Below are 25925 nucleotides of genomic sequence, written 5' to 3'. Positions count from 1 at the left end.
TCGTTTCGTCGCTGAGACAATCGCTAAGCGGTCGCCCGATCGCGCATCGAATAGTTTACGGGAATCGGGCGGTGTCGCGCAAAACCTGAGCCATCCACTCCTGAATCGCATCCGCCCGTTCGTCGCATCGTTGCGGTCGCTACCACTGCGTCTTGAAACCCAACTGCGTGTTCGTTCAAACGTTCAACAATCATATGCGACAGGCCAAGCAAGTCGCCGTCATAGCGGATCAGCGTTTCCACATGCAAGTAGCGAGCGATCGATTGATCGTAGTCCGTTGCGTGTGAATCGTACAACCAAATTCGGACGTTGGAATCGACCAGCGCAAGTTTACAGGCCAACAACCAACCGTTTTGGTCAGGCAAATTTGCACTAGCGACGACAAGCGTCGGTTCGAAATGGCCACATGCTTTCAGTGCATCGATTGTTGACTTTGCCCGAATGACGCGGTAGCCAGCTTCCGCGACGTCGGTCGCAATCCTGGCAAAGATCTCATCCCGATGCTCAACCACAAATGTCACCGGTTGACACTCCGGCGAAGGCTCTCGTTCAGGTTGAGTCGCTGTTGGGGTGCTGAAACGTTGGTTGTCAACGCGAAGTTGCCTTTCGTATCCACTGGTTGAATCCGACTTGACTGCCATCCATCCGTGAGATGATTCTTCCACAACGAAGTGACCGCAGCAATGAGCACAGGCGAGTTCTTCGTCGATAAACTGAGGTTGAACCTTTGCTGGACGTCCGCAAACGGGGCAGTTAACGATCATCTTTGAGTCCTGTAAAAGCATTGTGTCATTCTCTCCTTCCATGCACGTCGTTTTCATAATTCCTGACGTGGGAAAATGTTGCCAATTGAATGGGCAATGGAAAAGCAAGGTAGCCATAAATCAGCCCTGATATTCCTTGAAAAGAAGCAACTTCCTGTCGTTTCCATACTGAACAAAAGCACTGGACAATCGCAGTGATCTGTCGCCGTTTGCCGCACGTGATGGTTAGATGCAGCGGTTATTCGCTTTCTTCACGGTCTTTTCAGAATTTTCTACACCCGTCATTTTGTTCACTACTCGACTTCACGCTTTCAAGTGAAGACCCGTGAAGAAATTGACTTGGTAAAGCATCAAAAGAATCAATTGCACAACGCAATCGAATCAGAAATCTCCTTGGACCCTACGATGCCCAATCATTTAAAAACCTTGTTCGCTCGACTTTCCGTTTTTTTACTGGTTATGACGTTGACCAGTGCGATGGCAATCGCACAATCGCCGAGCACTTCAAACAACGATCTGGCCGCCGAGCTAGAGCAGTTACGAGCCAAAGTGTCGCAACTGGAGTCTGCCCTGGCGGCTCAGCATCAAGCTCGTTATGGGGCGACTGCTGACACACCGCAAGGGTCGATGAACAACATGTCAATGTCCACTGATGCTGCGGATCCATCCCAGGATGCAATGCAAATGGGTGACAAGAAGCAAATGAGCGGCATGGGTGACAAGAAAATGGGCATGGGCATGATGTCTGGCGGAATGGGAATGGGAAAAATGTCGAATGACTACAGCGGCATGGGAATGCTGAAGGGTATGGGAATGATGGGCCGCAATCCCGCGATGAATTCATTCATGGGCGGCATGACCATGTCTTCCGCTCTGCCTGGCTTCGCAGGTGCCTCGCATCTGTACCACATTGGCCAGACAGGGTTCTTTCTAGACCATCCAAAGCATATCACCCTGACGGATGACCAGCAGCTAAAGCTCAATCAGATTAAGGAAGCCGCGTTGTTGGCGACATCCACCGCAGAACGCAAGATTGACGAAGCGGAACAAGAGCTTTGGACGTTGACAGCTGAAGCACAGCCCGAAATCAACAAGATCGAAGCCAAAGCGAATGAGATCGGAAAACTGCGAGCCGAGAATCGTGTCGCCTTTATCCGTTCCGTTGGCGAGGCTGCAAACGTATTGAATGAACAACAGCGTCAAACGCTCGTTGGAATGGCTGCGTCATCCGATGCCGCTACAGAGGATTGAAATAAGTAACTACCTGGGGCGTGACGATGCCACCGGACGCGGTGCATACTACTGCATCAAAGAACTGGAACGCTTGAAAAAGTGGGAACCTCGCCAAATGCGGGTCGCAGTCCAAGGTTTTGGCAACGCGGGTCAACATGTGGCTCGCTTGCTACATGGCGATGGTTATCGAATCGTCGCAATCAGCGACTCTCGTGGCGGCATCTTCCGTGAGCAAGGATTGGATATCTTGCGGGCAATCGAACTGAAACAACAACGGCAATCGTTGTCCGATGTCTACGCGGTGAGAAGTGTTTGTGATTGTCCGGAATGTGGTTGTGTCGAGTGTCACTGCAAACCAGATGACGCTGGCACGGGAAGCGTCATCACGAATGAAGAGCTATTGGAACTCGATGTAGATATTCTGATTCCCGCCGCGTTGGAAGACCAGATCACATCGGAGAACGCGGCACGCATTGTTGCGCCCGTGGTCATTGAAGTTGCCAATGGTCCAACGACAAGCGAAGCGGATGAAATTCTCATCGCAAACGGGACATTGGTTGTCCCCGACATTCTGGCCAATGCCGGCGGCGTGACAGTAAGCTATTTCGAGTGGACACAAAATCGAGCCGGATACTATTGGGCCTTAGACGAAGTACACGAACGCCTGCGGCAGATCATGACTCGCGAATTCAATGCGATCTATGACTTAATGGCGTCCAAGCAAACTGACATGCGAACCGCCGCTTATGCGATTGCCCTGACCCGAATCGGTGAAGCGATCGAGTCATTGGGGACGAGCGACTATTTTGTCGGCAAACGCGAGACGGCGTAGATTGCAATACGCTCGTGAGGGCATGGTTGAGCGTAATCACGGTTCTCGCAATACATGATGCGAAAACGCAAAAAGATGTTGGCATGATGGGCTAGCAACCCCAGGGTGGATCGACGGCGCAAACGTAAACGGCAGGTTTGCATGGTTTGCGCCCCCCAGCGGAACTTGTACGGTTCGTCACCACGTAAGAAGTCGAATTTCGTTTTCCCTCTCTCAATAGCAGTACGGATTCTCACCATCGCTGATAGCGATCCCGCACTGTGCTGCAAACCGGTTTCCGAGATGCCAGCTTGATAAGCGTAAACCGTTGTGGGGCCGATCAATTCAAATTCAACCGCAACAATTTCTCCGTCTAATTTGATGGCTGATATTTCAGCCATCTTTAATTGCGACAGTCTCGCAAACGCTAACGACAAGAATGCCCGAAACCGATCACATCCGAAGACCCCCGAGTCAATCGAGTTGCCGCGAGAAGGGCGAAAGCGACTGAACCCCTCCATCTCCACATCCGAACCGGCCGGAATATTGGGCTCAGCAGACTTGCTCCCAATCGGCGGCGGAGCGTCGGGATCGGTCGGTAGCGGTGGCGCAGCGGACGCTTTGCCTGAAAAAAAAACCCGCTGCCAATCCGCCCGCTTGGTATTTTGAGTGTAATTAGCGAACGTGCAGTTTCAATAAATAAACGCAGACGCAGCCACCGGAGTGACTGCGCTTCACCCATGCCGAAAGTCATCCCGCCATGCAATTCAAAACATCATTTTGGAGAACAATGTTAGTGCTGGTACCGACGCGGGTCGGTTTTTTGGTACTGCCAAGGCCGTTTCACCGACTTGCTCGATGACTGACTTGGAACCGCCGGTTGATAAGAGTATCGTCGGTAACTTTGAGGTTGCGACAGGCCGTAACTAGGATACACCGAAGGAGCAGCTTGGATCGTTGAACTGACATTCATCGGAACCGAAGAGACGATCGGAGCCGAAGGAACTGTGGCGATCGACGCCATAGGTTCAGCAGTCGCCGATGGCAAATACGAATATCGTTGGTAGGACTGTACCGGCGAAACAACCGTGTTGTTGGAATTGACAGGTGATGAACTCTCGTAAGTCGGCACAACCGACTGCACGGTTGGCGACGTAACCGTGCCAGCTCCGCATCCGCACTGGGCGACTGCCTCCGTAGCGGGAAGACCTAACATACCAGCAGCAGCAATACTCATCAAAGCTTGTTTTAACATTCTAAAAACCTTCCTGGGGACTGGCCCCAAAACGTGGCATCACGGACAGATGGGGTAAACCATCGCGGCGTTGTCCGCCCTTTGCCGCGATGATACTTCGATGCTCCTAGAGAAGTTTTTCTTCACAGAATTGTTTGCAAATTTTACGCTAGTCTGATGCAAACGAAATGGAACCGCTAGCGAGTCTGCTTAAACCGTCAGCACCCGGCTGCTTACGTCACAGGCATCCGGCAATTAGCCCCGTTGACAGTCACGATCAAACTCAAATTCGTAAACTCTTTCTCAGAAAAAACTTACGACGCGACTTTGGCTTCGGCGTCAAGGGGAATCGCTGAGCGGCACGTGATTTGAATTTAAGCGATGTCAAGAAAACATTGCCTCCAAAAAAACAGGGAAGGCCATGAAGGTCTGATTCGCTTTTGTTCAAACGGGAGGAATATCTTGTCACGTCTGCTGGCTATCGCTGTTGTATTATGTTTCTGGTTACCCACTGAGGTTTATGGCCAAAAATGGGCTAGCGTGACGGGCGATAATTTCGTCGTCCATTCGGCAGTCGCTGATCTGCCACCTGATCGAGTTTTATCGCTCTGCCGAAGTCTCCGCCGCAGCCTGACGGTCGCCTGGTGCGGCAGCGAATCCACGACGCTGTGGCAACCCAAATGCGAAATAGTTGTTCACGATTCACTCACCAGTTACCTGCGGGTAGTCGGCTCTGGCGCGGCTCAAACGATGGGAACCAGTTTGATCGAGTTGGATTCTCAGTGTGTCGTTTCCCGACGCATCGATTTAATCGTCGGTCCCCAGGGTAACCTGCCAGCGCTACCGCATGAACTGACCCACGTAGTTCTTGCTGATCGCTTTCAAGGTCGCCAACCGCCACATTGGTTTGACGAAGGCGCGGCCATGCTCGCCGACACCGACGAAAAACAGGCTTTGCATGAAAGAGATTGCCGCTATGCGCTACAAACCGGAACCGTTTTGCCGCTCCATCAATTACTTCATCTGGATCAGTTCACGTCAGCAGAACAAATGCCAGCGTTCTATGGACAGAGTGCCTCACTATTGCGTTTCCTGTGCGACCGAGGCGAGATCACAAAAGCGACTCAGTTCAGCCTTGACGCGACAGCGCGAGGATACGAACACGCGTTGCAAACTCACTATGCAATTGCGAGCGTCGGCGAACTAGAGAAGCAATGGAAACAGTTCGCGTATCAACAGGATGCAAAGCTCACTACGTTGCAGGTAAGATTTACTCCCTAAAAGTAGAATGGAATTTATTCCGTTAAGCGCGAATGGAAAACGGAAAAAGTTCCGTTCTCCGTAACGTGGCGCTGTCCAGCTAGCGTCTTCGTACAATCCGCATGGGACCGACGACGTAGCCAGGGTTTTGACGTTGGGCAGCGATTGCCGCCTTTTGGCTGTCGTTGGCGGGCACCACGACACTCAGTGGGGTGCCGAAGTTGCCTGCTTGCGGATACATCGCGACTTCCCATAAATCGAACAATCCTGCATCATAGGCTTGCAAGTTGAGCTGAAGCTGCTGAACTTGACGCATCTGCTGTTGCTGTTTCTCATACGCCTCGGCTTGCGCTTGCAACAAGAACGATTCCTGTTCCTTTTCCTCGTAATTCTCTTTCGCAGCTAGCCAGCGGTCCCACCCCGGTTTCAACGTCGCATAGGTTTCGTCTGAAAACAGAAAGAAGGGAAAGCAATAAAGATTGTCATCTTCTAATTCGATTAAAACCCCAGAGCACTTAAACTTGCGTGGTTCGCCTTTCTGCTCCCTTGCCCATTCTTCAAGTCCCTTCTCACCATCGAGCTTTTCGGATGTAAAGTACTCGACGATCTTCGGGACCGTTTCCCGGTATACTGCCGGCAGGTTTTCAAAACGCGCGTTGTTGACATAAACACGGCCCAATTTTCGTTGAACGACGACGTCATGTTCGTGGTAGCCAATGATCCGTCCAGGAAGTGTTAGTCCTGACTTCAGGGTCCAAGTTTGAGCCGATCTCGATTGGTTGGTCGCTGGCGCGGTAGCCTGTGACTTGACAAATGCACGATCAGGTCCGGAAAGTTGCTTGATTGGAACAGAGACGAGATTGTCGTCCTCCTTTTTCAGAACGACCGTGGTGTCGCTATACGCAATCAAGTCAGCCGAAACGGTGTAGTTGCCGGTCTCGTCCGACCAGTCACGACCAAAGCTGGTTGACGTGAGACTTACGGCGACCAATAGAAACAAGAGTCGTGTTTTGTGCATTGGGATTTCTCCAAGTGGGTCGAGAAAATGGTAAGGTTTGCCAGACAGTGGACTCGACAACCGTCATGCGACGAGGCTACCGGTTTGCCCACTGTCTAGCGATAGAGTTAAGACGCGGATAACGGAATGAATTCCGTTCTACGTTTGTTCCAAGACGACGACGCTTCGTGGGTTGACTCGGTACGCTCCCTTTTCAAAATCAGGGTCCGAATCGGGGCATGCAATGTCCAATGGACTGGGTAGCGATGTATCGATCACGCGGCTCCAATCCCGTGCTGGTTCAGCATGAATCGTGAAGCTTCGCGCGTCATCCGATCCATTAATCATCACATACAAATCACGATCGGAAGTTTCAATGCCTTTTAAGCAATACGCTAATGCTTGCGAGTCAGGGGACATGTCAACTTCCGCTTTCTCGGCACCGAACCAGCTTATGTCGTCGCGCCAGAACGTGGATCGTCCGAGCGAAGGATGGGCTTTTCGAAATGCGATCATCTGCTTGAAGAACCGGAACACATCGGGGAACTTCTCAAGTCGTCGCCAGTCGAGCCAGGTTGTTTCGTTATCTTGGTTGTAAGGGTTGTTGTTGCCGTACTGAGTCTGCATGAATTCATCGCCCATGCGGAACATCGGTGTGCCTGCGGATAGCATCAGCAAACAGCAAAAGTTTTTCATCTGCCGTTTTCGCAAATTCATCACATCGTGTGGCGTGTTCAGATCACCTTCGTAACCACCATTGCCGCTAAACTCGTTCGGCCCATCCGAATTATCGTGTCCATTTGCTTCATTGTGCTTGTGGTCGAACGACACCAAGTCATACATCGTGAACCCGTCATGGGACGCGATGAAATTCACACTTTGAAACGGGCGATTCGCGTGAAACGTATCATCGGGAAAGAGATGACTACTGCCGTAAACTCGTGTCATCAAGTCGCTGACCAATCCCCGATCCCCTCTGACAAAACGCTGAAGGCAATCACGAAATCGTCCGTTCCACTGCATCCACGTCCTGCCAGGAAAAGAAGCTCCGAGTTGGTAAAGCCCCGATGCGTCCCATGGCTCGGCAATTAAACGAATGTTCGCTAGCTCAGGGTCACTGTCGATTTGGTCAAAGAGCGGAGGCCCATGCAAATCGACACTGCCATCCGATGCACGCGAAAACACCGATGCCAAGTCAAAGCGAAAACCATCGACGTGCATTTCCTTCACCCAGAACCGCAGACTGTCCAATATCAAGCGACGAACCGTCGGGTTGGCCGTGTTGAGTGTGTTGCCTGTCCCGCTAAAGTTCGCATACGGTGATCCGGGGTCACCCGACGCGATGTAATAAGCTGCATTGTCGATGCCTCGGTAACTGTAGGTTGGACCTCGTGTGTCACCTTCGCAGGTATGGTTGAAAACCACATCCAAGATGACTTCGATTCCTGCGGTATGAAGCTCTCGCACCATTTTGCGAAACTGGCTTCGTTGATTGCACGACGACGGATCGGTCGAGTAGCGGTGATGCGGTGCAAAGAAACTCAGCGGCATGTAGCCCCAGTAATTCCCGTCGGCTGGATCGAACTGGAATACGGGCATCAATTCCACAACGGTAATTCCAAGTTCTTTCAAATAGGGGATCTTTTCAACGACGCCCGCGAACGTACCACGAGTTGCTTTGTCCACTCCTGAACTGGCGTCTTGGGTAAAACCGCGCACGTGCATTTCGTAGATCACCAGATCGCTGCCGTGGTAGATGCGCTGCTCATCACCCCAATCAAACGGGCAACGACAAATATCGAGTCGCCCCAACGGTGCGACACATGCGTTGGAGCCAGGCGTCCGCGAAGCGTCGCGGTCGAAAGAATCCGGGAAATAGACGCTTCGCGCGTAGGGATCAAGCAGGATCTTTTCAGGATCGAACGCATGCCAGTTCCCGCCAGCTTGCTCGGCCGGTCCATCGACTCGGTAAACATAGTAGATCGCGTCGCCCGCCTCTTCAATCGGTACACGACAATGCCAAACCGAGCCTGACTTGTTGCCAGCAGGGTCAAGTGGTACCGAGTGCCAAGGGACGCGAATCTCATCCTCCATGTACATCAGTAGTGTGACGTGCGAGGCGTTGGGGGCATCGATCGCAAAGTTATATGCTTGCTGCGATTCGAGCCAAGTCGCACCCAGCGGGAGCGGCGTCCCCTCGTTCGTTTCCCATCGGGGACGTTGAACTCGTTCACCTGCCGTCAGTTCGCTAACGACAGTCATGCCGCAGTGACGACAAAGACTCTGGATATTGGTGTGTGACATGGAAAAACTTTTGATAGTAGCTCGGAATTTATTCCGGCAAGCTCGTATCTCTTAGTATAGATAGGGACGGCCGCAACGGAATAAATTCCGTTCTACGGACTCGTTGCGAGCTAATGCCCTGAGCGTACCCGTTCAAACTCGACGGTTAACTTCAATAGCTCCGAACGCAGCCGATCAACCTGCCACTGTAGATGACTCGTCGGATCTTCAGTGATCTCCGGTTGCTCGGCTCGCTCCAAAGCTAAACGCGCAAGCTCGACGGCGAGCTTCAAACGCTTCACGTCCGTGGTACTGACTACGCCGGCGTATTTCTGATTCGCCTCCTTGGACCAACGATACTGCTGCTCCGCTAATGCCAAATCGTTTTTCAGGTTTTGCAGGTGGGTCGAGTGCAAATCATGCTCGCCATGATTTGTCGCGTGATCGAGCAGTTTTTTCGAATACTCCACTTGGTTTTGCAGTCGCAGCAAGGTCAGCTTGGAATTGAGATTGGGAATATCGCGATTGGCGTCCAATGCCGCTTCCAAATCATGCTGAGCAAGCTCGAGTTTCTTTTGGAAGTAGCGGACGTCAACGTCGCTCTTTTTGTCACTGCTGTCCTGTGAGACAGCAAGACCAGCAGGTGACAATGTCAAAGCAAGCATCAGCACGCTACGGGCGGTCAGGGTTCGTAAATTAGGCATCGAGTCATCTCCTCGTTCGAGTATCAGGGTTTCCTATTTATCGGTCGCCTATTCTGTTAGATGCTCCACTACCGTGATTTCTTCATTCAACGGCTGCCTTTGTTACGACAACGTTTCCACGATCTTGTTCAGTTCGTCGGTATTGTGGAGGCCGACAACCGTGACCATTCGGTCGCCAATACTCCAAGTTGCTGCAAATTGGGTTCCTGTTTCGACAATTCGGCAAGATCGCCCCGCGCAGTCAATGCTGCGGCTTGGTTGATTCCCGAACCACGGTTCGCTCGTTTTCTTATGTTCAAAGATCGCGATGCACGAACCATCGGCGCGCCGCCAGTTCGCTTGGATACACTTGCAACAGGGCATATCGAGCACATACAAGCTGTCTTGCGTAAAGCCACTGGGCGGCGTTTGGATATTCGCACCGTGATAGCCAACGAGTTGGACCGCCTCGTCAGCGGTAACTTTGCGCCCCGAATATGCCTCAGTCAATTCCCGTTGAGCGAGCGTCGGACTGGATGTGAATTGTTGAACATACTTTTCCAACGGCTCGTGGTCGGCGGACGAATGCCAATCGCTGTGCCAGGCAACGCCAAGCCCGAAAAGCAAGGTTGCTGCCGTGACCCAGCTAACCGAAACAATGAATCCACGTCGATTCCAAGGAAACTTTTCCGATCGCTCCTTGCGTTTTACTTTCTGCTTGGGGTCGATGTGATTCATCGACTGCTTTGTCATTTTTGCGTCGAGCACATTTTCGATTCGGTTCCAGATATCGTCTGACGCACTTGGTTGTGGCAACCTATGAACCGCAGCCGTGAGTTCCCCCATCCATCGCAGGTCGGTTGAACATAGAGAGCACTCTTTGGAGTGCAGTTCGACCTGAACACGAACGGTCTGATCGAGTTCGTCATCGTAGAAAGCGGAGAGTAACGTTTGTGATTCCGTGCAATTCATGATTGTTGACCCCTGACGAGCAAGTGAGCAATGTGGTTTTTCGCGGCTCAAAGTCGCTTCATCCTCTTTGATGCACCGACGCAAGGTTTTCTTCACTCGGTTGTGCGTAGAACGAGATTTATTCCGTTGGCTTAGCGTCAAGGTTCGCGATATCGGAGTAATTTCCGATCTACGGTGAAAAATCTCGTGAAGAAGTCGCTCGCATCAATCATCAAAAGAACAGACAAGCAAGAGCAGCACGCGTTGTGAGGCTTTGCTTAAGAAATGCTTGTTCAACCCCAACGTACATGAAGGAGAGAGTCATGTTATTGAAATCAATTGGTGTCGGCGTTCTCGCCCTTGGCCTTCTGGGCAGTGCTTCATTTGGTATTTCCAATTCGGAAAGCCCAATGGTGCAAAGCGATCAGGCGGTCGCAACGCAAGAGTTCGCTGGAAACACCTGCTGCATCAAACAAGCCTACTGCTGCAAGGTACAGCGATCTTGTTGTGGCGGTATCACAGCAACCCCATCGCAGTAAGTCGATGGTCCGATGGATACTGATGACACACGGCCCGACGAACCCGAACGCTGCATCGCTGAGATAGCGAGGCAGCGTTTGCATGTGCGGGGTTACTCGTTGGCCCGGCTGGTTCGGTGTGACGAGCAAAATGGCGTTATCGTTCTTAACGGAACCGTGCCAAGTTACTTCCTGAAACAGATGGCTCAGGAGACTGTTCGCTCGATCCAGGGCGTCAGCCGGATTGTCAGCAAGATTGAAGTTGAGAAACAATGAATCAGAAGAATGGATCAACGGTTGCCTATTTCTCAATGGAGATCGCTCTCGATCCCAAAATCCCAACTTACAGTGGCGGTTTGGGGATATTGGCGGGCGATACTATTCGCTCGGCTGCGGATTTGCGTGTTCCAATGGTCGCGGTAACATTGCTGCACCGAAAAGGCTACTTTGCCCAAGCCATCGATTCTGACGGTTGGCAACATGAAGCCGAAATGCCGTGGGAGGTCGAGAAGCATTGCGAAGAACTTCCAGCATGCGTTGAGATTTATGTTGATGGTCGGCCCGTGTTTGTCAAAGCCTGGCGATACATGGTTTCCGGAGCAACCGGTGATTCGATAGCTGTACTGTTGCTGGATACCGATTTGCCGGAAAACTCTTCGTGGGACCGTACTTTGACGGACCATCTGTATGGCGGTGACAGTGATTATCGATTGTGCCAAGAAGTCGTTTTGGGAATCGGTGGCGTTCGCATTCTTCGTGCTCTCGGTTTCGACAACCTAGCACGCTTTCATATGAACGAAGGGCACGCCGCACTGCTGGGTTTGGAACTGCTAGATGAGAGTGCCAGATTCGCCGGCAGGTCATCGTTTAATGGTGAAGACGTCCAACTCGTCCAACAAAAGTGCGTCTTCACAACCCATACCCCAGTCCCAGCTGGGCACGACCGATTTCCGTTTGATCAAGTCCGACGCATTCTCGGACGCGATGACATTTTGGAAAACCATCAAGTGTTCTGCTGTGCTGGTGAGTTGAACATGACCTATCTGGCACTCAATCTGAGCCATTATGTCAACGGAGTTGCGAAAAAGCACGGTGAGGTTTCTCGCAAGATGCTGGTTCCGAAAGATTCCGAGCACCATTACTCGATCGACCATATCACTAACGGAGTTCACCTAGGAACATGGGCGGCGAGGCCAATCGCGACTCTATTTGACCGCTACGTTCCCGGCTGGCGTGAAGACAACGCCAGTCTCCGCGGAGCGTTGGCGATTCCAGCAGCAGAAGCGTGGAAGGCACACCAAGCAGCGAAGCAACGATTGGTTGATGAGATTACCGTTCGCGCGATGGCCAGCTTCGACGTGAACACTTTCACGATCGGATTTGCGCGACGAGCGACCGCTTACAAACGATCCGGTTTGCTTCTGCACGACTCCGAACGCTTACGAGAAATCGCAAGGAAAGCGGGACCAATCCAGGTTGTATTTGCTGGAAAAGCACATCCTGATGATGAGCAAGGAAAGCAGTTGATTCGGCAAATTGTCGAACGAAAAGAAACGATGCTGCCCGAAGTGAAAATTGTCTTCTTGGAAAACTATGATTGGGACCTTGGACGGGTTCTGACCGCAGGCGTTGACGTTTGGCTCAATACACCTCAGCCACCGATGGAGGCGTCAGGAACCAGTGGAATGAAAGCGGCTCTCAACGGTGTGCCGAGTTTGAGCAGCCTGGACGGATGGTGGATCGAAGGTTGTGTGGAAGATACGACGGGCTGGGCGATTGGCAACCTCGATTCGACTTTGTCAGACGATTCTGACCGCGACAGTCATGACGCATCCTCGATGTACCAAACTCTGGAAAACTCGGTGATTCCGAAGTATTACGAGCAGCGAAAAGAATGGACGCGGATCATGTTACACGCGATTTCGCTGAATGCTTCCTATTTCAATACGCAACGAATGGTGCAGCAGTACGTGTTGAAAGCCTATTACGCTTAGGTCTTCAATCCTCAGTTCAGCCGTCTCGACACAAAATCCGACCTTCCAATCCTTGATCACGGCGTGAAAGCCCCGTGTAAAACAACGGCCAACGACCACGTTTGCAAGGATCGGGGGACACGTACATGCTCCATAACATCAGGTCATCCGAGCTGCCGGGATGGCCAATAAACAGAGCATTATCGACGCGGCGCCAATTCAGCCCGTTGTCACTGTTCGCGTGGGCAACCTAGTCATGGTTGGGCAAGACCAGATGAAACACGTGATAGAGACCTTCGTGAAAAAGGACACCAACATCACCGATCGTCTTGCGACTCCAAGCTGATTCAGAAAACATTCAGGTATCAACCCGCTAAGGTTTCCCATTTTCAACATTAACCTCGGTAACGCCCGGCACCGTTTTCGTCGCTGCGACTACAAGTGCACGTTCGTTTGCGCTCTTGTTACTCCATACAAGTGTAATCCGCCCACCGCCGTGATGAATCACTTGAATATCGTTGCACTCCAACCTTTGAAGTCCGCGGATGATTCTTTTTTCGATTGACATCTGGTAATGGTTCCTTAAGGCTGCGAAGCCGCAAAATCGTAGCGAAAGTCGCCAAGACTTTCGCTCCCCCAGCGGAAACTCTTGGCGAGTTTTGCTACAGAATTCACTGCAAGATAACACCAAACGCGGGGATTACTTGGATGCTTGCTTGCTCGCCATCCTTCACGGATTCTGCCGGAATCGCCAAAACACTGCGGTCGAGCAGCGAAGCCGAGTCAAATTGTTTTTTTGCAGAAAAATACTCACAATCGTGAAGAAACCTGACTGGGCGTGCATCTAATCACTTACGTCGCTATTCTGCATTGATATTCGGCTAGCGAAGGAACTCGCCGCGAAAGTAACTACCAAACCAAATCAACCTGATGGAAATGGGTTAGGATCATCGAGCATGTGCTGCAAAACGATTGAAGAACAACTGTCTGACTACTTCGATGGCGAACTTTCGGAGACGGTGTCCGAAGAGATACGCTCGCATCTGCAGCGATGTGAGTCTTGCCGATCGGTGATAGCGGACTTTGAGCGAATTCGCGGCTTGGCTTGGAATGTCCGCTCGGGGGACTCAAAAGCACCTCCGTGGTCCGTGATGGAGACTCGCTTGCAAGAGGCTCAGTCCCCCGTCACCCCGACTGATCCTTCGCGTCATGCCAATCGTAAATCCTCGCGAGCTCGAGATCTGGTCGTGATTGCCGCTTCGATCGCAGCTTCGGTCCTGATCCTTGCCTGGGTCCGGCGACCGGCCGAGCATTCGTCGCTGATGGCTCATTCGGGGCAATCACATTCTCACTCACACCAGGGTGGCGACGCGGCGAGCGCCTCGGAAATCAACTTCCAGGACACCGTTTCACTACAGCGTCAGGACACGCTCGTGGCGATGCAGTCGCTGTCGAAGACCTATCACGGTAAGGAAGCTTCGCTTGAGCAAGTGGAATTCGACATGGGCAACAAACCGATTGTTGAGTCGTCGTTGGCTGGTGGGGCGAGACTCGTGTCGACACAGCTTTTGCAAATGCCGCAGTGCAATTGCGTCGACGGTGAATGCACTTGCGGACCAGGCCAGTGCAATTGCGTCGCTTGCGTTTGTGAGCGGCCCGATGGATCGACGTTCCTGGTTGTCGAACAATGCCGTGGCCAGAAGGTTAACTTTGGCGATCTGCCCGTACAACTTGTTCGTCGTGGCGAGCATGAGTTGCAGGTCAGCGAAAGCGACAAGGGATTCGCAGTCACGTGGAAGGCAACTCGAGGCCGGATGACGGCGTTCGGATTGCGTGATCTGAATGAAGTGGACCAATTGCTGCTGGCGGCCAACTAAGTCGTTTGCATCGTCTTGAGGCAGCTTACAGAACGAGGTATTCCTGCAAGCTTCCCCGTGCGACGGCCAGTGTGACCATCGTAGCCTCCACCACCGCCCGATGATGCACAACCCACATCACAAACACTGACAAACATCAATGCCGCCAAAGTGTGGCCGGGAGAAGCGTTGCAATCCTGGATTCTGACTTCTTCGCGAGATTTGATAGGCATAAGTCAGTGGTTTGCGTGAAGGATTCGCGTCAAACTCGCATCTAAACACTACAGAACCTGACGGCGTCGTTGGACCGAGAGGATCGATATGTTGAAGTAAACCGTTGATTGTCGCCAGCAAGAGTCGCTGTCGTTTCTTCATGATTCGGTGCCGGAACACATTCTGGGCTACAGCTTTGCGGCTCTTAATCGCAGCGCATTTCCGATTACCGACACGCTGCTGAAACTCATCGCCGCTGCCGCAATCATGGGACTCAACAGAACACCAAACAGCGGATACAACAAACCAGCCGCGACGGGAATTCCCAATGCATTGTAGATGAACGCGAAGAATAGATTTTGGCGGATGTTCCTCATCGTCTTGCGGCTCAAGTTCCCAGCCGCCGCGACGCCACGCAAATCGCCGCCGACCAATGTTACGCCGGCCGACTCGATCGCGACTCCCGTCCCTGTTCCCATCGCTATCCCGACATTCGCCTCGGCTAACGCGGGTGCATCATTGATGCCGTCACCCGCCATCGCCACGATGTGCCCTTCCTTCTTCAGCTTCGCTACAAACTCGTGTTTTTCTTGCGGCGACACGCCTGCATGAAATTCATCAATGCCAAGCTTGGTTGCAACCGCTTGCGCCGTAGCCTGAGCATCACCCGTCAGCATCACCACTTTGAGCCCAAGCTCATGCAGCGTTTTTAGTGCCGCAGGCGTACTCTCTTTAATTGGATCGGCAATGGCAAAAACTGCGGCCACGTTTCCATCGACTGCGATAAAGATCGCGGTACTGCCCGACTCCTGATGCTCCACCGCACGAGCTTTCGCCTGCTCGACTCCTTCCACCCCTTCTTGGGCAAGCAAATCCGCTTTTCCGATCAGCAAGTTGTGCTGGTCAACTTTCGCCTTCACTCCGCCACCCGTGATACTTTCGAAGTCATGCGACGGCGGTACCGTCAAGCCGTCTGCCTTCGCACGACGCACCACTGCTTGTGCCAATGGATGCTCGCTTTGACCCTCGACCGCCGCAGCAAGCGTCAAAACGTCGGCCTGCTGCCAATCGGAGAAAGTTTCAATCGAGGTGACTTCGGGACGTCCTTGCGTCAGTGTTCCTGTTTTGTCCACGACGATCGTATCGACCTTCTCCATTACTTCGAGGACTTCAGCGTTCTTAATCAAAACGCCTTCCTTCGCTCCACGCCCGACGCCGACCATCACCGACATGGGAGTTGCTAAACCGAGAGCACACGGGCACGCGATAATCAACACGGCGACCGCTGCGACGAATGCGTGTGCAAGTTTTGGCTCTGGACCAAAAACGGCCCAACCGATAAACGCTAGAATCGAACACGCGATCACTGCCGGGACAAAGTAGCGAGCAACCACATCGACCAATTTTTGGATCGGAGCGCGACTGCGTTGTGCATCCGCAACCATTTGCACGATTCGGCTGAGTACCGATTCGTTGCCTACGCTCACTGCTTCGACCACCAACGCACCGGTTTGGTTCAGCGTACCGCCAGTGACTTCATCACCTTCTTCCTTCGCCACCGGCACCGGCTCGCCAGTCAACATCGATTCATCCACACGGCTTGATCCACTCAGCACTCGCCCATCCACTGGCACCTTTTCACCAGGGCGCACCCGTAACCGGTCTCCCTTGACAACCGCATCGAGCGAAACGTCTTCTTCCCCATCATCAGTGATGCGATGAGCGATGTCGGGAGCCAATTGCATCAGCTCTCGAATGGCACCACTGGTCTGTTGGCGTGCCCGTAGTTCTAGCACTTGTCCCAACAAAACCAGCGTGATAATGGCTGCGGCCGCTTCAAAGTACAGTGGTGGTTTGCCGTTCTCGAAGAACGCCTCGGGGATCAGCGATGGGAACAGAACCACCACCAAGCTGAAGCCAAACGCGGCGAGCGTACCGAGAGCGATCAACGAGAACATGTTCAAGTTCATCGAGCGAAACGATTTTGCTCCGCGAACGAGCAATGGCCATCCGCACCAGAACACCACCGGAGTTGCTAACGCAAGTTGCAACCAACCGAAGACGCTGTCTGACATCAATTCAGCCAACCGCAATCCTACCATCGGCCCCATCGCTAAAATGAGCAGCGGCACTGACAAGACAACGCCGACCCAGAACCGGCGTTTCATATCCGCATACTGCTCACCGTCCTCCTCGGCTGCCATGTCAACAACCTTAGGCTCCAAGTCCATGCCGCAGATCGGACAATCCCCCGGCCCAACCTGCTCAATCTCAGGGTGCATTGGACAGGTGTAGATAGATTGGGAGTCAGAAAGAGGGGGAGTCTGGGAGAGGGGGAGTCCGGGAGTTTGAGAGTTAGGAGAACAGCAGCTTGAGGGTTCAGCAGTCGCTTTGTTCGACGATCCACCACAACATGAATGCTCCCCGTCTCCCTTACTCCCCTTCTCCTCTTCTTTCTTCGCTCGCGCAGCGATCACGCCAGCCGGATCGGCCTCGAACTTCTCTTGACAACTCTCGCTGCAAAAATAGTAGTGCTTTCCCTCGTGCGAACTTTGCAGAGCCTCACCAGGTGTGACTTGCATTCCGCACGCGGGATCGGTGGCGGTATTTTGGGTTGTAGGCATGCGACTTGAACTCCTCAGGCTGTGTGATTTCATAACTGAAAGCTGGGCACAATTGGGAATGCAGCCATCCTAACAGTTTCTTTGATACCTCATATTGGTACGCAATTTGCGTTCCAAAACCGAACGAGCGGTATCGGATTGCCGGTTTACGTTGAGCTCGCGCGCTCTGGCGGCCGTGGCTGCTTGCTACGCGACAAGTGAAGGCCGTTTTCGTGCCGCCTTGTCGCGTCGATTGTCGAATAGTGGTTGCAATGTCGCTGATAGAGCAGAAAGATCATTGCTGTATTCGATCAACCGTTCGATTCCTAGGAAATCTGCCATTGCATAGTGATGCACCGCGATATCGTGACCATAGAGTAGTAAGCGTGTGCCGCTGTCGTGTAGCGCCAGCGTCGATGCCAATTGCCATGCCGTTTGGTTCGGTAGTGAAAGGTTGGCGAGAATTAGCTCGGGACCAAACTTACTACACAACGTCATCGCTTCGTTCACGGAAGAAACACGACCCGCACGATAACCCGCTCGGGTGAGGTCAGCAGTCAAATGTGCTGAAATCGCATTGGATGGTTCCACGACAAATGCGATCGCACCTAATGAACTGTGTTTTGGATTATCCATCTTGAATCACCTTCCTTGCTTTGGGAATTGAACAGTCGCTATCCTCGCTAGACGGCAGAATCCACGCTCCGTTGAGCGTTGCTACGGGAGCGATTGGCCGAAATGGAGTTCAGGCAGTTGCAAGTTTAGATGCACCAACCCGCACGCTTCTTCACATGCCAGGAAAAGTTTTTTCCAAAACGGATTTTGCAAAGTTGGTACGCAGGGTGCCTTCGCCCGTATTATTCCCAGCTTTCCATGAAGAATCGATCACTTGGTTGCATCTAAGTCCCTGCTGAAGACACGGTCTGAATCCACGCGTTGGCTGGGCGTAGCTACAAGCGTCCTGTTGGCTACACGAATCCGCTGAACAAAGAGCAAGAACCGAAAATGCAAATGTTTCGACTCCTTCACTTGATCATTCTTGCGACAGCGTTATCGGTGTCTCCGCTGCATGCACAAATCAGTCCTGAGGAACACGCTAGCCATCACCCTGACCAAGCTGCGGGTAACGCTGGTAGCTCGACATCCGCCATGGGAGGCCCGCCAGAGGGCGTCGGCGGTGGGCCGCCTGATGGTGCTGGCGGCATGATGGGCGGCGGTGGTGGTATGGGCGGGATGATGGAGAAAATGGGCGCGCCCAAGCCGAAAGACTTGTATCCATCGCTGATGGAATTGCCCGATTTGCCGATCGAACGTAAAGCGGAACTGGAGCAAGAAGCCCACCAGAGAATGATGTCGGGGACAAGGGTACTGAGCGAAGCTTTTGACGAACTATCCCGTTCTGCCAGTGGCAACGATTTTGCTGCAATGCAGCAGGCGACCGAAAAAATTCGTGAAGGACTCGGCGACTTTGAGAGCGGATTGGCAGCTCATCGTGCGCTGCGAGAAGGCCTGGCTCCTCGCGATGTTGCACTTCAGTGGTTCAAACGAGAATTGAACCTTCCCAACGCCGCTAACATCCGCCCGTCTCACGCTTTGCTTTGGGGAATGACGCCGTTTCACACCAGTGTCATGGCTGTGCTAGTCCTCTTTACCGCAGCAATGATTTGGATGTACTTCTTCAAGATGCGGCGAGCTGCGTCGCTACTTGAGAAGTTGTCCGTTGCCGGGAGTGGGGGAGTTGGGAGTGAAGAAATGGGGAGATCGGGAGAGGGGGAGTCACTGTTAGCGGACTCCGTTTCTCCCAACTCCCCTACTCCAAACGCGGATTGCTGCGACGGTGACGACGCCTGTCCTACCGAAGAGGCAAACGCTGATGGAGAAACATTTTCTACTGGGCTGATTCCGGTGGCAAACAAGAAGCTTTGCCGTTTGCGAGTTGCGAACATCTCTCAACAGACCGAAGATGTCAAAACGTTGCGCCTAGTCTCCTGCCACAGCGGATGCATTCCGTTCAGCTATTTGCCAGGGCAGTTCCTAACATTCACGTTGCCAGTCGGTGAGAAGCCAATCCGTCGAAGCTACACCATCTCGTCTTCTCCGACGCAAGCGTACTACTGTGAAGTGTCGATCAAGCGTGAAGAGAACGGAGCAGGGTCACGCTATCTCAGTGACCAAGTCAAGGTCGGTGATACTTTAGAAGTGAAAGCACCAAGCGGTCGCTTCATTTTCACTGGCAAAGAGGCGGACAGCGTCGTACTGATTTCGGGTGGTGTTGGCATCACGCCGATGATGAGCGTGACCCGAGCGTTGACTGACATGTGCTGGCCGGGAGAGATCGACTTTATCGCAGCCTGTCGCGACCCTGAACACTTTATCTTCAGGTCAGAACTCGAACTTCTGGCCGAGCGGTTTGACAATCTGCATCTGTTCGCTGCCCTCAGCCGGATCGACAACGGCATGGGAAGCTACCGCAAAGGTCGCTTGAGCAAAGAGATGCTGAGTGAATGGGTACCCGATATTGCTGGGAAACGCATCCATATTTGTGGCGCGCCGGCGATGATGGAAGCGACCAAGGAGATGCTCGCTGAACTGAAGGTTCCACCCGAGAACATTCACACCGAGAGCTTTGGATCCACCCAGAAACCCAAAGCCAAGGTTGCCGAAAAGCAAGAGTCGCACGAAGAAAAAGCAACGGGCGCGAAGGTAACGTTTACCGCGTCGAGTAAGTCGACGCAACTTCAAGCGGACGAAACGATCTTAGAGGCATCCGAACGCATCGACGTCGATATCGACTACTCCTGTCGCGTTGGGACATGCGGCGAGTGTATTGCGAAATTACTTTCGGGTCAGGTGACGATGGAAGTCGACGATGGTTTGGAACCGGAACAGAAGGAAGCGGGAATGATTTTGGCTTGCCAAGCGAAGTCGAAAGAGAACGTGAGCGTGGAGGCATGAAAGAACGTGAAAAGATAGTCGTCACGGGCTTAGTCCTCCTCATGCTGCTTGCATGGCTTGGATTTCCGCTACACCATTCCCATCGTTTTGCCGGCAGTCTACTGGGTGGACTCTTGGGCGTTACCGGATCGCTGCTAATGTTGGTGCCGCTTGCGTACTTGGTCGTAAAACGCAACATGAAACTCAAAAAAGCCGTCACGAAGCGAGTCTCGATGCGAACGCTACTGGCTTGGCATATCTACGCAGGTGTTCTCGGTCCGATCCTGGTCATCGTACACAGCGGCCACAAATACAATAGCCCGCTGGCGATCTCGCTCACTGCAATGACACTTCTGGTTGTCGTCAGCGGTTTCATCGGTCGCTATTTGATGTCAGGTTTCGCGAAAGAAGCGAAAGCTAAAAAGGCGATGCTCGCGGAGTTACAAACCGCCTATGACCGAGCGATCATCGATGTCGGGTCTAATCCCGCAGCGGCAAACCAATTGAAACCGTTCTCTGGATTCTTGACTCGTCTGGCAGCGGGATTGTTCTTGAAGGACTCCGAGCCCGAAGCGACCACGCCAACCACCGATGCAATCACGCTCGTCCGATTGGCAGAATCCATCGCGGATGTCGAGTATTCGATCCGAACCCATGAGAATTTCAAACTATGGTTTGGCAAGTGGTTGAAGTTCCACATTGTGATCTCGTTTGTGCTTTATGGTTTGTTGGCGATCCATGTTTTCTACGCCGTCTATTTCGGCCTGAGATGGTTTGAGTGAAAGGCATATTGATGAACCGCAAACTATTGATCGCCGTAATCGTGATCGTGGGACTGGTTGTCGCCTATGCAACCGGTGCGATCTCACCGAGCACGACCGAGACCATTTCGCATACCTTACATCGCTCGGTGAACCCCGACTCACTTTCAGCGGCACATGCCAATCTTACTGGTAATTGTCAAGCGTGTCACACTCCTGTGGTTGGTGTCGATACGGCCAAGTGCATTCTGTGCCATGCCAACGATGAGTCGATTCTACAGCGCCAACCGACCTCGTTTCACGCCAGTATCGGAACGTGCAAGGAATGTCATCGAGAGCACCAAGGACTCGCTGCAAAATTATCTAAAATGGATCACTCCTTGCTAGCCACCATTGGCATGAACTCGCTAGCGAAGGCGGACTTTGGGACTCAGAGGCAGTCAACCAGTACGATGATCCGTGACAAACTTCGCATCGGGATGCCACCGCACAACCGGATCACGCTTGAAGAAGCCACATTGGATTGTGCGTCGTGCCATTCGAATGATGACCAGCATCAAAGTTTGTTCGGCACCGACTGTGCTCAGTGTCATGCAACTGACCGTTGGACGATTCCTGAGTACAAGCATCCATCGCCAAGTTCGACGAACTGCAACCAATGTCATCAAGCACCGCCGAGTCACTACATGATGCACTTTAAGATGATTTCAGCGACCGTTGCAGGTAAACCACACGCAAGGGTCGAACAGTGCAATCAGTGTCACCAAACGACCAGTTGGAACGACATCAAGAATGTCGGTTGGTACAAACATCATTGAGGGAAGAGAAGAAGTTAGGAGGTGATTTCAGCCGACTCCCATACTCCCAGACGCATTCCCACAGCCACAGTACGTAGCAAACCCACTTACGTCCACGCTCGCTGCGAGCGTGGCTACGCTTGCCAAAGCGTGGCTGAAAAAGAAGCCATCGTCGGGTGACGATGGCTAAAGTATCGGAATGGTTTCCGTTTTTGCGTTAGTGTTGGTGTCCTGCGTGCGGGTCACTTGCGACAGGTGCCGTGCTTGGACTTGGAACCGTTTGCGACGGTGATGTCATTGATGGCCCCGAACGCATGGACTGGGACGTGATCGACGGGGTGAACGGGTTCGAACCGTGATTCATCGCCTGCATCGCTGGTGCCGCCGATCCACCTGATTGACAGCAACTTGCAGTTCCCGATTGGCAACATGCCGAACCGCCAGACTGGCAACAACTTGGCAAACTCGAAGCGAACGGTGACGCAGCGTTTAAACTGCTGGATACTGGATTGCCAGTGGTTGAGAGTGACATCAACGGCTTCATTGACATCATCGAATCGGATGGAATCGCGCGAGCCGATGGAGCGACGGCATCGGAGTGAATCATCCCAGGGGTATGGATCATCATCGGTGTGGAAGCCGTTGGTCCATTGAATGCGTACGGAGAAGCCTGCATCGGACCGTACTGACTCGGACCGTATACCGGTGTCATTGCACCTCGTGACATCATTGGCTGGGACTGAAATTGCCCAGGTGCGTATTGGGCGGGTGCCCCATAAGGAGCCGGAGCGCGGGAAGCTGCAGGAGCTGAGCAACCACATCCAGCTTGTGCGTCAGCGGGCAAGCCAAGGAAACCGGCAAGAGCGGTGACAGCAAAAATCATCTTCATTTCTAAGACCTTCGAGAGGGGGGTAATCGTAATCTTCGAGACACCGGCATTAGATGCAACTTCCTTCGCGGTTCTTCACGGAAATTCTGATTTTGCGACGATGGTTAGTCGAAAGTGCATCGCGGCCTTCAGGGCAATGCTAGCTACGTCCGCTTCTGGCAGAACTGAATATTTCTCGTTCATTTTCCGAACGTTTTATCGTATTTTTCCACAAATGCAGAAAAATCCTCCGATGGCGTGAAGAACACTTTGGGCTTGTGCATCTAATACAGCAACGTCACTAACGGATTGCATGAGACGACGTGTGGACTTTCCCGCATAGCGTGACGCAATTTGAAAACTCACTCCCCCCTTTGAAGGATTTTCCGAATGACGATGGTACGTTTTCCACTCATGGTAGCCATGGCAATTGCAGTTTCCGTCAGTGGATTCAACTCCACTTCTGCACGTGCAGACGATGGCCACACACACGCCGCTGGTCACGATCATGAAGCGATGATGAAGGCCGAGAAAAAGATTGAACAGTCGCTTTCCTCCTTGTCCGCCGACGACCAGAAGCTTGTAAAAGCACAGCGGTTCTGTCCGGTTATGACTTACGATCGACTCGGAGCAATGGGAACGCCACTGAAGCTCGTGATCGAAGGCAAGCCAGTATTCGTGTGCTGCAAAGCCTGTGTCGATGAAGCAAATGCCGGTGTTGCAAAGACGGTCAAGACGGTTGAGAAACTGCGTGACTCGACCGAAACACTTGCCAAGTTACCGATGGGCGATCGAGCAGCGATCGAGGCACAGAAATACTGTGCCGTTGCAAACACGAGTTTCCTTGGATCAATGGGCGTTCCAATCAAACTCGATATCGACGGCAAACCAGTCTACTTGTGTTGCGGCGGTTGCACAAAGAAAGCACAAGCGAATCCAGCCGCAACGCTTGCCAAAGCTGAAGAACTAAAGAAAGCCGGGACGATTGAAGGTCACGACCACGCGGACCATAGCGGTCATCAGCACTAAGAAACGCGTAGCTTGAGGTTCGTTCCAAAACCGAAACGAACGCAGGTCGGAATTCATTCCGACACTTCGATCTACGATAGGTCGGAACAGCATAAGGCACGTCGCACTGCCGTCCCCCCGCTGTTCCGGCCTATTTCTTTGCGCAGCCATCGACGCTCTGTCGAGCGTACTGAATTCTCCCATTCGATACGAGATGGTCGACTTTGGAATCGAGGGTATGGATTTCAAACTGTCTATGGTCAGCAACCGAACGATCGTCATTACTCGCGTTTCAAACTGATTCTCCGAGTATCGAATGAATAGTAGAGTGCTCAGTGACGGCAACAAATGACCTCGCCATCACGTGGCTACGCTCAGGCGAGCGTAGCTTCACCAGATGTTGACTAAGCATCATTCGACAAGGAATTTGAAACATGAACAAACTAGCTCCGCTACGATTCGGCCTTGGCTTAGGAACGGCTTGGTCCGTTTTCTACGTCCTTTGCATTTTGACGATGCGCCTGCTGCCGCACGAAACAACCGTTTGGTTGTTCAATCTCTTCTTTCACGGCTTGGACGTAGCATCGATCATGCGCTGGGATATCCCCTGGTGGGAATCCGCCCTCAGTGTTCTGGTCAGCTTCGCAGCCGGTTGGCTTTGCGGTGTTGCGCTGGCGGTCGTCTACAACGTCACTTTGAAGAAAGAACCAACCCACATCCAATGAAATCAAAGCAATACGAAGAAAACAGTTTATCATTGACCGGTTCCGTCGCGATGGGCACGGGAGTCATGATCGGTGCGGGGATCTTTGCCCTCACTGGTCAGGTTGCCGAACAAGCAGGTGGGCTATTTCCTCTTGCGTTTCTGGCTGCTGGCATCGTAGCGGGGTTCAGTGCTTACTCGTACGTGAAGATGGCGGCACAGTACCCGTCGGCGGGCGGCATCGCCACGTTCCTGATGAAAGCCTATGGTAAAGGAACTGTCACGGCTGGCATGGCCCTGATGATGTACTTCTCAATGGTCATCAACGAAAGTCTGGTCGCGAGAACCTTCGGTGCCTACTCACTACAGTTAGTCGACGTACAAGATACACAGTTCTGGGTACCGGCTCTCGGTGTTGGGTTGCTAGTCGCCGCATTCATCATCAACATTCTTGGCAACCGTTTCATCGGCACGTTTTCCACGGTGACCGCCGTCATCAAGATCTCGGGGATAGTCATCTTTGCTGCGGCAGGATTGTGGGTCTCGGGCTTGACGTTTGACAGCGTCGGCGTCACCGAGCGAACGTCGGCTGGCAGTTTCCTTTCAGCCACTGCTCTCGCGCTGCTCGCTTACAAAGGTTTCACGACGATCACCAACAGCGGTTCCGAGATCACCGAACCGAAGAAGAACATCGGTCGTTCGATCATCATTTCGTTATTGGTATGTGTGATCGTCTACGTTCTGGTCGGCTTGGCGGTTGCAGGAAATTTGACAGTTGATGAGATTATCGAGCATCGTGATTACGCACTCGCCGAGGCCGCTCGTCCGACATTTGGCCAATGGGGAACCTACTTCACCGTTGGGCTGGCGATTGTCGCGACCATTTCGGGATTGATCGCAAGCACGTTCGCGGTTTCACGCATGTTAGCGATGCTAACGGAGATGAAGCTTGTGCCGCATCGTCACTTTGGCATGCCCGGCGATATCCAAAAACACACGCTTGTTTACACCGTAGTGATCGCAATCACGCTGACGATCCTATTTGACTTGTCGCGAATTGCGTCGCTTGGTGCAATTTTCTACATCATCATGGACTTGGCCGTTCACTGGGCAGTGCTGAAGCACTTACGAGAAGAAGTCAGTGCAAGACCTTGGGTGCCAGTCATCGCGATCGCATTGGACCTCGCCATTCTCGGCGCGTTCGTATGGATGAAAGTGAATAGCGACATGCTAGTGATTTGGGTCGCACTGGGCGGCATTCTCTTCGTCTTCGCTGGTGAAAAGTTGTTCCTGTCGTGGAAAGAAGACGACGACGACGAATCAGAACATGCGGACGTTCATTCCGCTTAGTTGTTTTGGCGGCAAGGGAAAACCAAACGAGCACTCGGCAATTTTGCGGTGAAAAGCTACTTTCTGGGATTCACATACGTCGCGTGTGGCGAAAAGGTCGCCAAGACACCAAGTAGCGGATGCAA

The 25925-nt window shown here is 52.6% G+C and carries 23 protein-coding genes; 13 read left to right on the top strand and 10 right to left on the bottom strand.

Going from position 1 to position 25925, the window contains the following annotated elements:
* Positions 1-23: 23 nt before the first annotated feature.
* Positions 24-764: a response regulator gene (locus Poly41_RS10775; RefSeq protein ID WP_146526208.1), complete on the bottom strand. Its 741-nt coding sequence runs from the start codon at positions 762-764 to the stop codon at positions 24-26.
* Positions 765-1169: 405 nt separating this feature from the next.
* Here Poly41_RS10775 and Poly41_RS10770 point away from each other — a divergent pair, with 405 nt between their 5' ends.
* On the top strand, positions 1170-2015 hold the full coding sequence (locus Poly41_RS10770; RefSeq protein ID WP_231615577.1) for a Spy/CpxP family protein refolding chaperone: 846 nt from the start codon (positions 1170-1172) through the stop codon (positions 2013-2015).
* A complete protein-coding gene (locus Poly41_RS10765; protein WP_231615576.1) occupies positions 1951-2829 on the top strand; it encodes a Glu/Leu/Phe/Val family dehydrogenase in 879 nt (292 codons plus the stop codon). Before Poly41_RS10770 ends, Poly41_RS10765 begins: the two co-directional genes overlap by 65 nt.
* Here the strand turns inward: Poly41_RS10765 and Poly41_RS10760 are convergent.
* Both Poly41_RS10760 and Poly41_RS10755 read right to left on the bottom strand, forming a co-directional pair.
* The gene (locus tag Poly41_RS10760) at positions 2799-3329 is read right to left on the bottom strand and encodes a GNAT family N-acetyltransferase (protein WP_146526515.1); all 531 of its coding nucleotides are present in this window, start codon (positions 3327-3329) and stop codon (positions 2799-2801) included. The genes Poly41_RS10765 and Poly41_RS10760 overlap by 31 nt on opposite strands.
* Positions 3330-3601: 272 nt before the next feature.
* Positions 3602-4063, bottom strand: coding sequence for a hypothetical protein (locus Poly41_RS10755; protein WP_146526207.1), 462 nt, complete (start codon positions 4061-4063; stop codon positions 3602-3604).
* A 441-nt stretch (positions 4064-4504) separates the two neighbouring features.
* On the opposite strand from Poly41_RS10755, the gene Poly41_RS10750 reads away from it, so the two are divergent.
* Positions 4505-5323 (top strand): hypothetical protein, encoded by an 819-nt coding sequence (locus Poly41_RS10750; protein ID WP_146526206.1) that lies wholly within the window; start codon positions 4505-4507, stop codon positions 5321-5323.
* A gap of 79 nt (positions 5324-5402) precedes the next feature.
* On the opposite strand, the gene Poly41_RS10745 is transcribed toward Poly41_RS10750, so the two are convergent.
* The 4 genes from Poly41_RS10745 to Poly41_RS10730 form a co-directional block, all read right to left on the bottom strand.
* Positions 5403-6320 carry an SHD1 domain-containing protein gene (locus tag Poly41_RS10745; protein ID WP_231615575.1) on the bottom strand — a complete coding sequence of 306 codons (918 nt, stop codon included), beginning with the start codon at positions 6318-6320 and terminating at the stop codon, positions 5403-5405.
* 138 nt (positions 6321-6458) lie between these two features.
* Positions 6459-8603 carry a glycogen debranching protein gene (locus tag Poly41_RS10740; protein ID WP_390621414.1) on the bottom strand — a complete coding sequence of 715 codons (2145 nt, stop codon included), beginning with the start codon at positions 8601-8603 and terminating at the stop codon, positions 6459-6461.
* Positions 8604-8713: 110 nt separating this feature from the next.
* Positions 8714-9286: a hypothetical protein gene (locus tag Poly41_RS10735; protein ID WP_146526205.1), complete on the bottom strand. Its 573-nt coding sequence runs from the start codon at positions 9284-9286 to the stop codon at positions 8714-8716.
* A 102-nt stretch (positions 9287-9388) separates the two neighbouring features.
* The gene (locus Poly41_RS10730; protein WP_146526204.1) at positions 9389-10237 is read right to left on the bottom strand and encodes a zf-HC2 domain-containing protein; all 849 of its coding nucleotides are present in this window, start codon (positions 10235-10237) and stop codon (positions 9389-9391) included.
* A gap of 302 nt (positions 10238-10539) precedes the next feature.
* Between Poly41_RS10730 and Poly41_RS10725 the strand changes: the two genes are divergently transcribed.
* The 4 genes from Poly41_RS10725 to Poly41_RS10705 all read left to right on the top strand — a co-directional run bounded on the left by Poly41_RS10725 (position 10540) and on the right by Poly41_RS10705 (position 14584).
* Complete coding sequence (locus Poly41_RS10725) at positions 10540-10755, top strand: hypothetical protein (protein ID WP_146526203.1); 216 nt, start codon at positions 10540-10542, stop codon at positions 10753-10755.
* 12 nt (positions 10756-10767) lie between these two features.
* Complete coding sequence (locus Poly41_RS10720; RefSeq protein WP_146526202.1) at positions 10768-11010, top strand: BON domain-containing protein; 243 nt, start codon at positions 10768-10770, stop codon at positions 11008-11010.
* A complete protein-coding gene (glgP, locus tag Poly41_RS10715; protein WP_146526201.1) occupies positions 11007-12728 on the top strand; it encodes an alpha-glucan family phosphorylase in 1722 nt (573 codons plus the stop codon). The genes Poly41_RS10720 and glgP overlap by 4 nt, the downstream gene beginning before the upstream one ends.
* 935 nt (positions 12729-13663) lie before the next feature.
* On the top strand, positions 13664-14584 hold the full coding sequence (locus tag Poly41_RS10705; protein WP_146526200.1) for an anti-sigma factor family protein: 921 nt from the start codon (positions 13664-13666) through the stop codon (positions 14582-14584).
* 380 nt (positions 14585-14964) lie between these two features.
* On the opposite strand, the gene Poly41_RS10700 is transcribed toward Poly41_RS10705, so the two are convergent.
* On the bottom strand, positions 14965-17400 hold the full coding sequence (locus Poly41_RS10700; RefSeq protein ID WP_197231211.1) for a heavy metal translocating P-type ATPase: 2436 nt from the start codon (positions 17398-17400) through the stop codon (positions 14965-14967).
* A 186-nt stretch (positions 17401-17586) separates the two neighbouring features.
* Positions 17587-18015 (bottom strand): response regulator, encoded by a 429-nt coding sequence (locus Poly41_RS10695; protein ID WP_146526198.1) that lies wholly within the window; start codon positions 18013-18015, stop codon positions 17587-17589.
* 375 nt (positions 18016-18390) lie between these two features.
* Here Poly41_RS10695 and Poly41_RS10690 point away from each other — a divergent pair, with 375 nt between their 5' ends.
* The 3 genes from Poly41_RS10690 to Poly41_RS10680 are packed head-to-tail and all read left to right on the top strand — an operon-like array spanning position 18391 to position 21892.
* Positions 18391-20334: an FAD-binding oxidoreductase gene (locus tag Poly41_RS10690; protein WP_146526197.1), complete on the top strand. Its 1944-nt coding sequence runs from the start codon at positions 18391-18393 to the stop codon at positions 20332-20334.
* Positions 20331-21095, top strand: coding sequence for a hypothetical protein (locus Poly41_RS10685; protein WP_146526196.1), 765 nt, complete (start codon positions 20331-20333; stop codon positions 21093-21095). The genes Poly41_RS10690 and Poly41_RS10685 overlap by 4 nt, the downstream gene beginning before the upstream one ends.
* A gap of 11 nt (positions 21096-21106) precedes the next feature.
* Positions 21107-21892, top strand: a complete 786-nt coding sequence (locus tag Poly41_RS10680; RefSeq protein ID WP_146526195.1) for a multiheme c-type cytochrome — start codon at positions 21107-21109, stop codon at positions 21890-21892.
* A 196-nt stretch (positions 21893-22088) separates the two neighbouring features.
* On the opposite strand, the gene Poly41_RS10675 is transcribed toward Poly41_RS10680, so the two are convergent.
* Positions 22089-22760 (bottom strand): hypothetical protein, encoded by a 672-nt coding sequence (locus tag Poly41_RS10675; protein WP_146526194.1) that lies wholly within the window; start codon positions 22758-22760, stop codon positions 22089-22091.
* 369 nt (positions 22761-23129) lie between these two features.
* Here Poly41_RS10675 and Poly41_RS10670 point away from each other — a divergent pair, with 369 nt between their 5' ends.
* The 3 genes from Poly41_RS10670 (at position 23130) to Poly41_RS10660 (ending at position 25800) form a co-directional block, all read left to right on the top strand.
* On the top strand, positions 23130-23768 hold the full coding sequence (locus Poly41_RS10670) for a hypothetical protein (protein ID WP_231615574.1): 639 nt from the start codon (positions 23130-23132) through the stop codon (positions 23766-23768).
* Between the two features lie 413 nt (positions 23769-24181).
* Positions 24182-24472 (top strand): DUF5676 family membrane protein, encoded by a 291-nt coding sequence (locus tag Poly41_RS10665; RefSeq protein ID WP_146526193.1) that lies wholly within the window; start codon positions 24182-24184, stop codon positions 24470-24472.
* Positions 24469-25800 carry an APC family permease gene (locus Poly41_RS10660; protein WP_146526192.1) on the top strand — a complete coding sequence of 444 codons (1332 nt, stop codon included), beginning with the start codon at positions 24469-24471 and terminating at the stop codon, positions 25798-25800. Before Poly41_RS10665 ends, Poly41_RS10660 begins: the two co-directional genes overlap by 4 nt.
* Positions 25801-25925: the final 125 nt, after the last annotated feature.

The organism is Novipirellula artificiosorum (assembly GCF_007860135.1).
Classification (GTDB): Bacteria; Planctomycetota; Planctomycetia; order Pirellulales; family Pirellulaceae; genus Novipirellula_A; species Novipirellula_A artificiosorum.
The sequence above is the reverse complement of the archived record's forward strand: the minus strand, read 5'-3'. Positions and strand labels throughout refer to the sequence as shown.

What these genes read in the sequence shown, in the direction of transcription:
- Poly41_RS10775 (WP_146526208.1), bottom strand. Translation starts at nt 764, where the DNA reads ATGATCGTTAACTGCCCCGTTTGCGGACGTCCAGCAAAGGTTCAACCT.
- Poly41_RS10770 (WP_231615577.1), top strand. Translation starts at nt 1,170, where the DNA reads ATGCCCAATCATTTAAAAACCTTGTTCGCTCGACTTTCCGTTTTTTTA.
- Poly41_RS10765 (WP_231615576.1), top strand. Translation starts at nt 1,951, where the DNA reads ATGAACAACAGCGTCAAACGCTCGTTGGAATGGCTGCGTCATCCGATG.
- Poly41_RS10760 (WP_146526515.1), bottom strand. Translation starts at nt 3,329, where the DNA reads ATGGAGGGGTTCAGTCGCTTTCGCCCTTCTCGCGGCAACTCGATTGAC.
- Poly41_RS10755 (WP_146526207.1), bottom strand. Translation starts at nt 4,063, where the DNA reads ATGTTAAAACAAGCTTTGATGAGTATTGCTGCTGCTGGTATGTTAGGT.
- Poly41_RS10745 (WP_231615575.1), bottom strand. Translation starts at nt 6,320, where the DNA reads ATGCACAAAACACGACTCTTGTTTCTATTGGTCGCCGTAAGTCTCACG.
- Poly41_RS10740 (WP_390621414.1), bottom strand. Translation starts at nt 8,603, where the DNA reads ATGTCACACACCAATATCCAGAGTCTTTGTCGTCACTGCGGCATGACT.
- Poly41_RS10735 (WP_146526205.1), bottom strand. Translation starts at nt 9,286, where the DNA reads ATGCCTAATTTACGAACCCTGACCGCCCGTAGCGTGCTGATGCTTGCT.
- Poly41_RS10730 (WP_146526204.1), bottom strand. Translation starts at nt 10,237, where the DNA reads ATGAATTGCACGGAATCACAAACGTTACTCTCCGCTTTCTACGATGAC.
- Poly41_RS10725 (WP_146526203.1), top strand. Translation starts at nt 10,540, where the DNA reads ATGTTATTGAAATCAATTGGTGTCGGCGTTCTCGCCCTTGGCCTTCTG.
- Poly41_RS10720 (WP_146526202.1), top strand. Translation starts at nt 10,768, where the DNA reads ATGGATACTGATGACACACGGCCCGACGAACCCGAACGCTGCATCGCT.
- glgP (WP_146526201.1), top strand. Translation starts at nt 11,007, where the DNA reads ATGAATCAGAAGAATGGATCAACGGTTGCCTATTTCTCAATGGAGATC.
- Poly41_RS10705 (WP_146526200.1), top strand. Translation starts at nt 13,664, where the DNA reads ATGTGCTGCAAAACGATTGAAGAACAACTGTCTGACTACTTCGATGGC.
- Poly41_RS10700 (WP_197231211.1), bottom strand. Translation starts at nt 17,400, where the DNA reads ATGCCTACAACCCAAAATACCGCCACCGATCCCGCGTGCGGAATGCAA.
- Poly41_RS10695 (WP_146526198.1), bottom strand. Translation starts at nt 18,015, where the DNA reads ATGGATAATCCAAAACACAGTTCATTAGGTGCGATCGCATTTGTCGTG.
- Poly41_RS10690 (WP_146526197.1), top strand. Translation starts at nt 18,391, where the DNA reads ATGTTTCGACTCCTTCACTTGATCATTCTTGCGACAGCGTTATCGGTG.
- Poly41_RS10685 (WP_146526196.1), top strand. Translation starts at nt 20,331, where the DNA reads ATGAAAGAACGTGAAAAGATAGTCGTCACGGGCTTAGTCCTCCTCATG.
- Poly41_RS10680 (WP_146526195.1), top strand. Translation starts at nt 21,107, where the DNA reads ATGAACCGCAAACTATTGATCGCCGTAATCGTGATCGTGGGACTGGTT.
- Poly41_RS10675 (WP_146526194.1), bottom strand. Translation starts at nt 22,760, where the DNA reads ATGAAGATGATTTTTGCTGTCACCGCTCTTGCCGGTTTCCTTGGCTTG.
- Poly41_RS10670 (WP_231615574.1), top strand. Translation starts at nt 23,130, where the DNA reads ATGACGATGGTACGTTTTCCACTCATGGTAGCCATGGCAATTGCAGTT.
- Poly41_RS10665 (WP_146526193.1), top strand. Translation starts at nt 24,182, where the DNA reads ATGAACAAACTAGCTCCGCTACGATTCGGCCTTGGCTTAGGAACGGCT.
- Poly41_RS10660 (WP_146526192.1), top strand. Translation starts at nt 24,469, where the DNA reads ATGAAATCAAAGCAATACGAAGAAAACAGTTTATCATTGACCGGTTCC.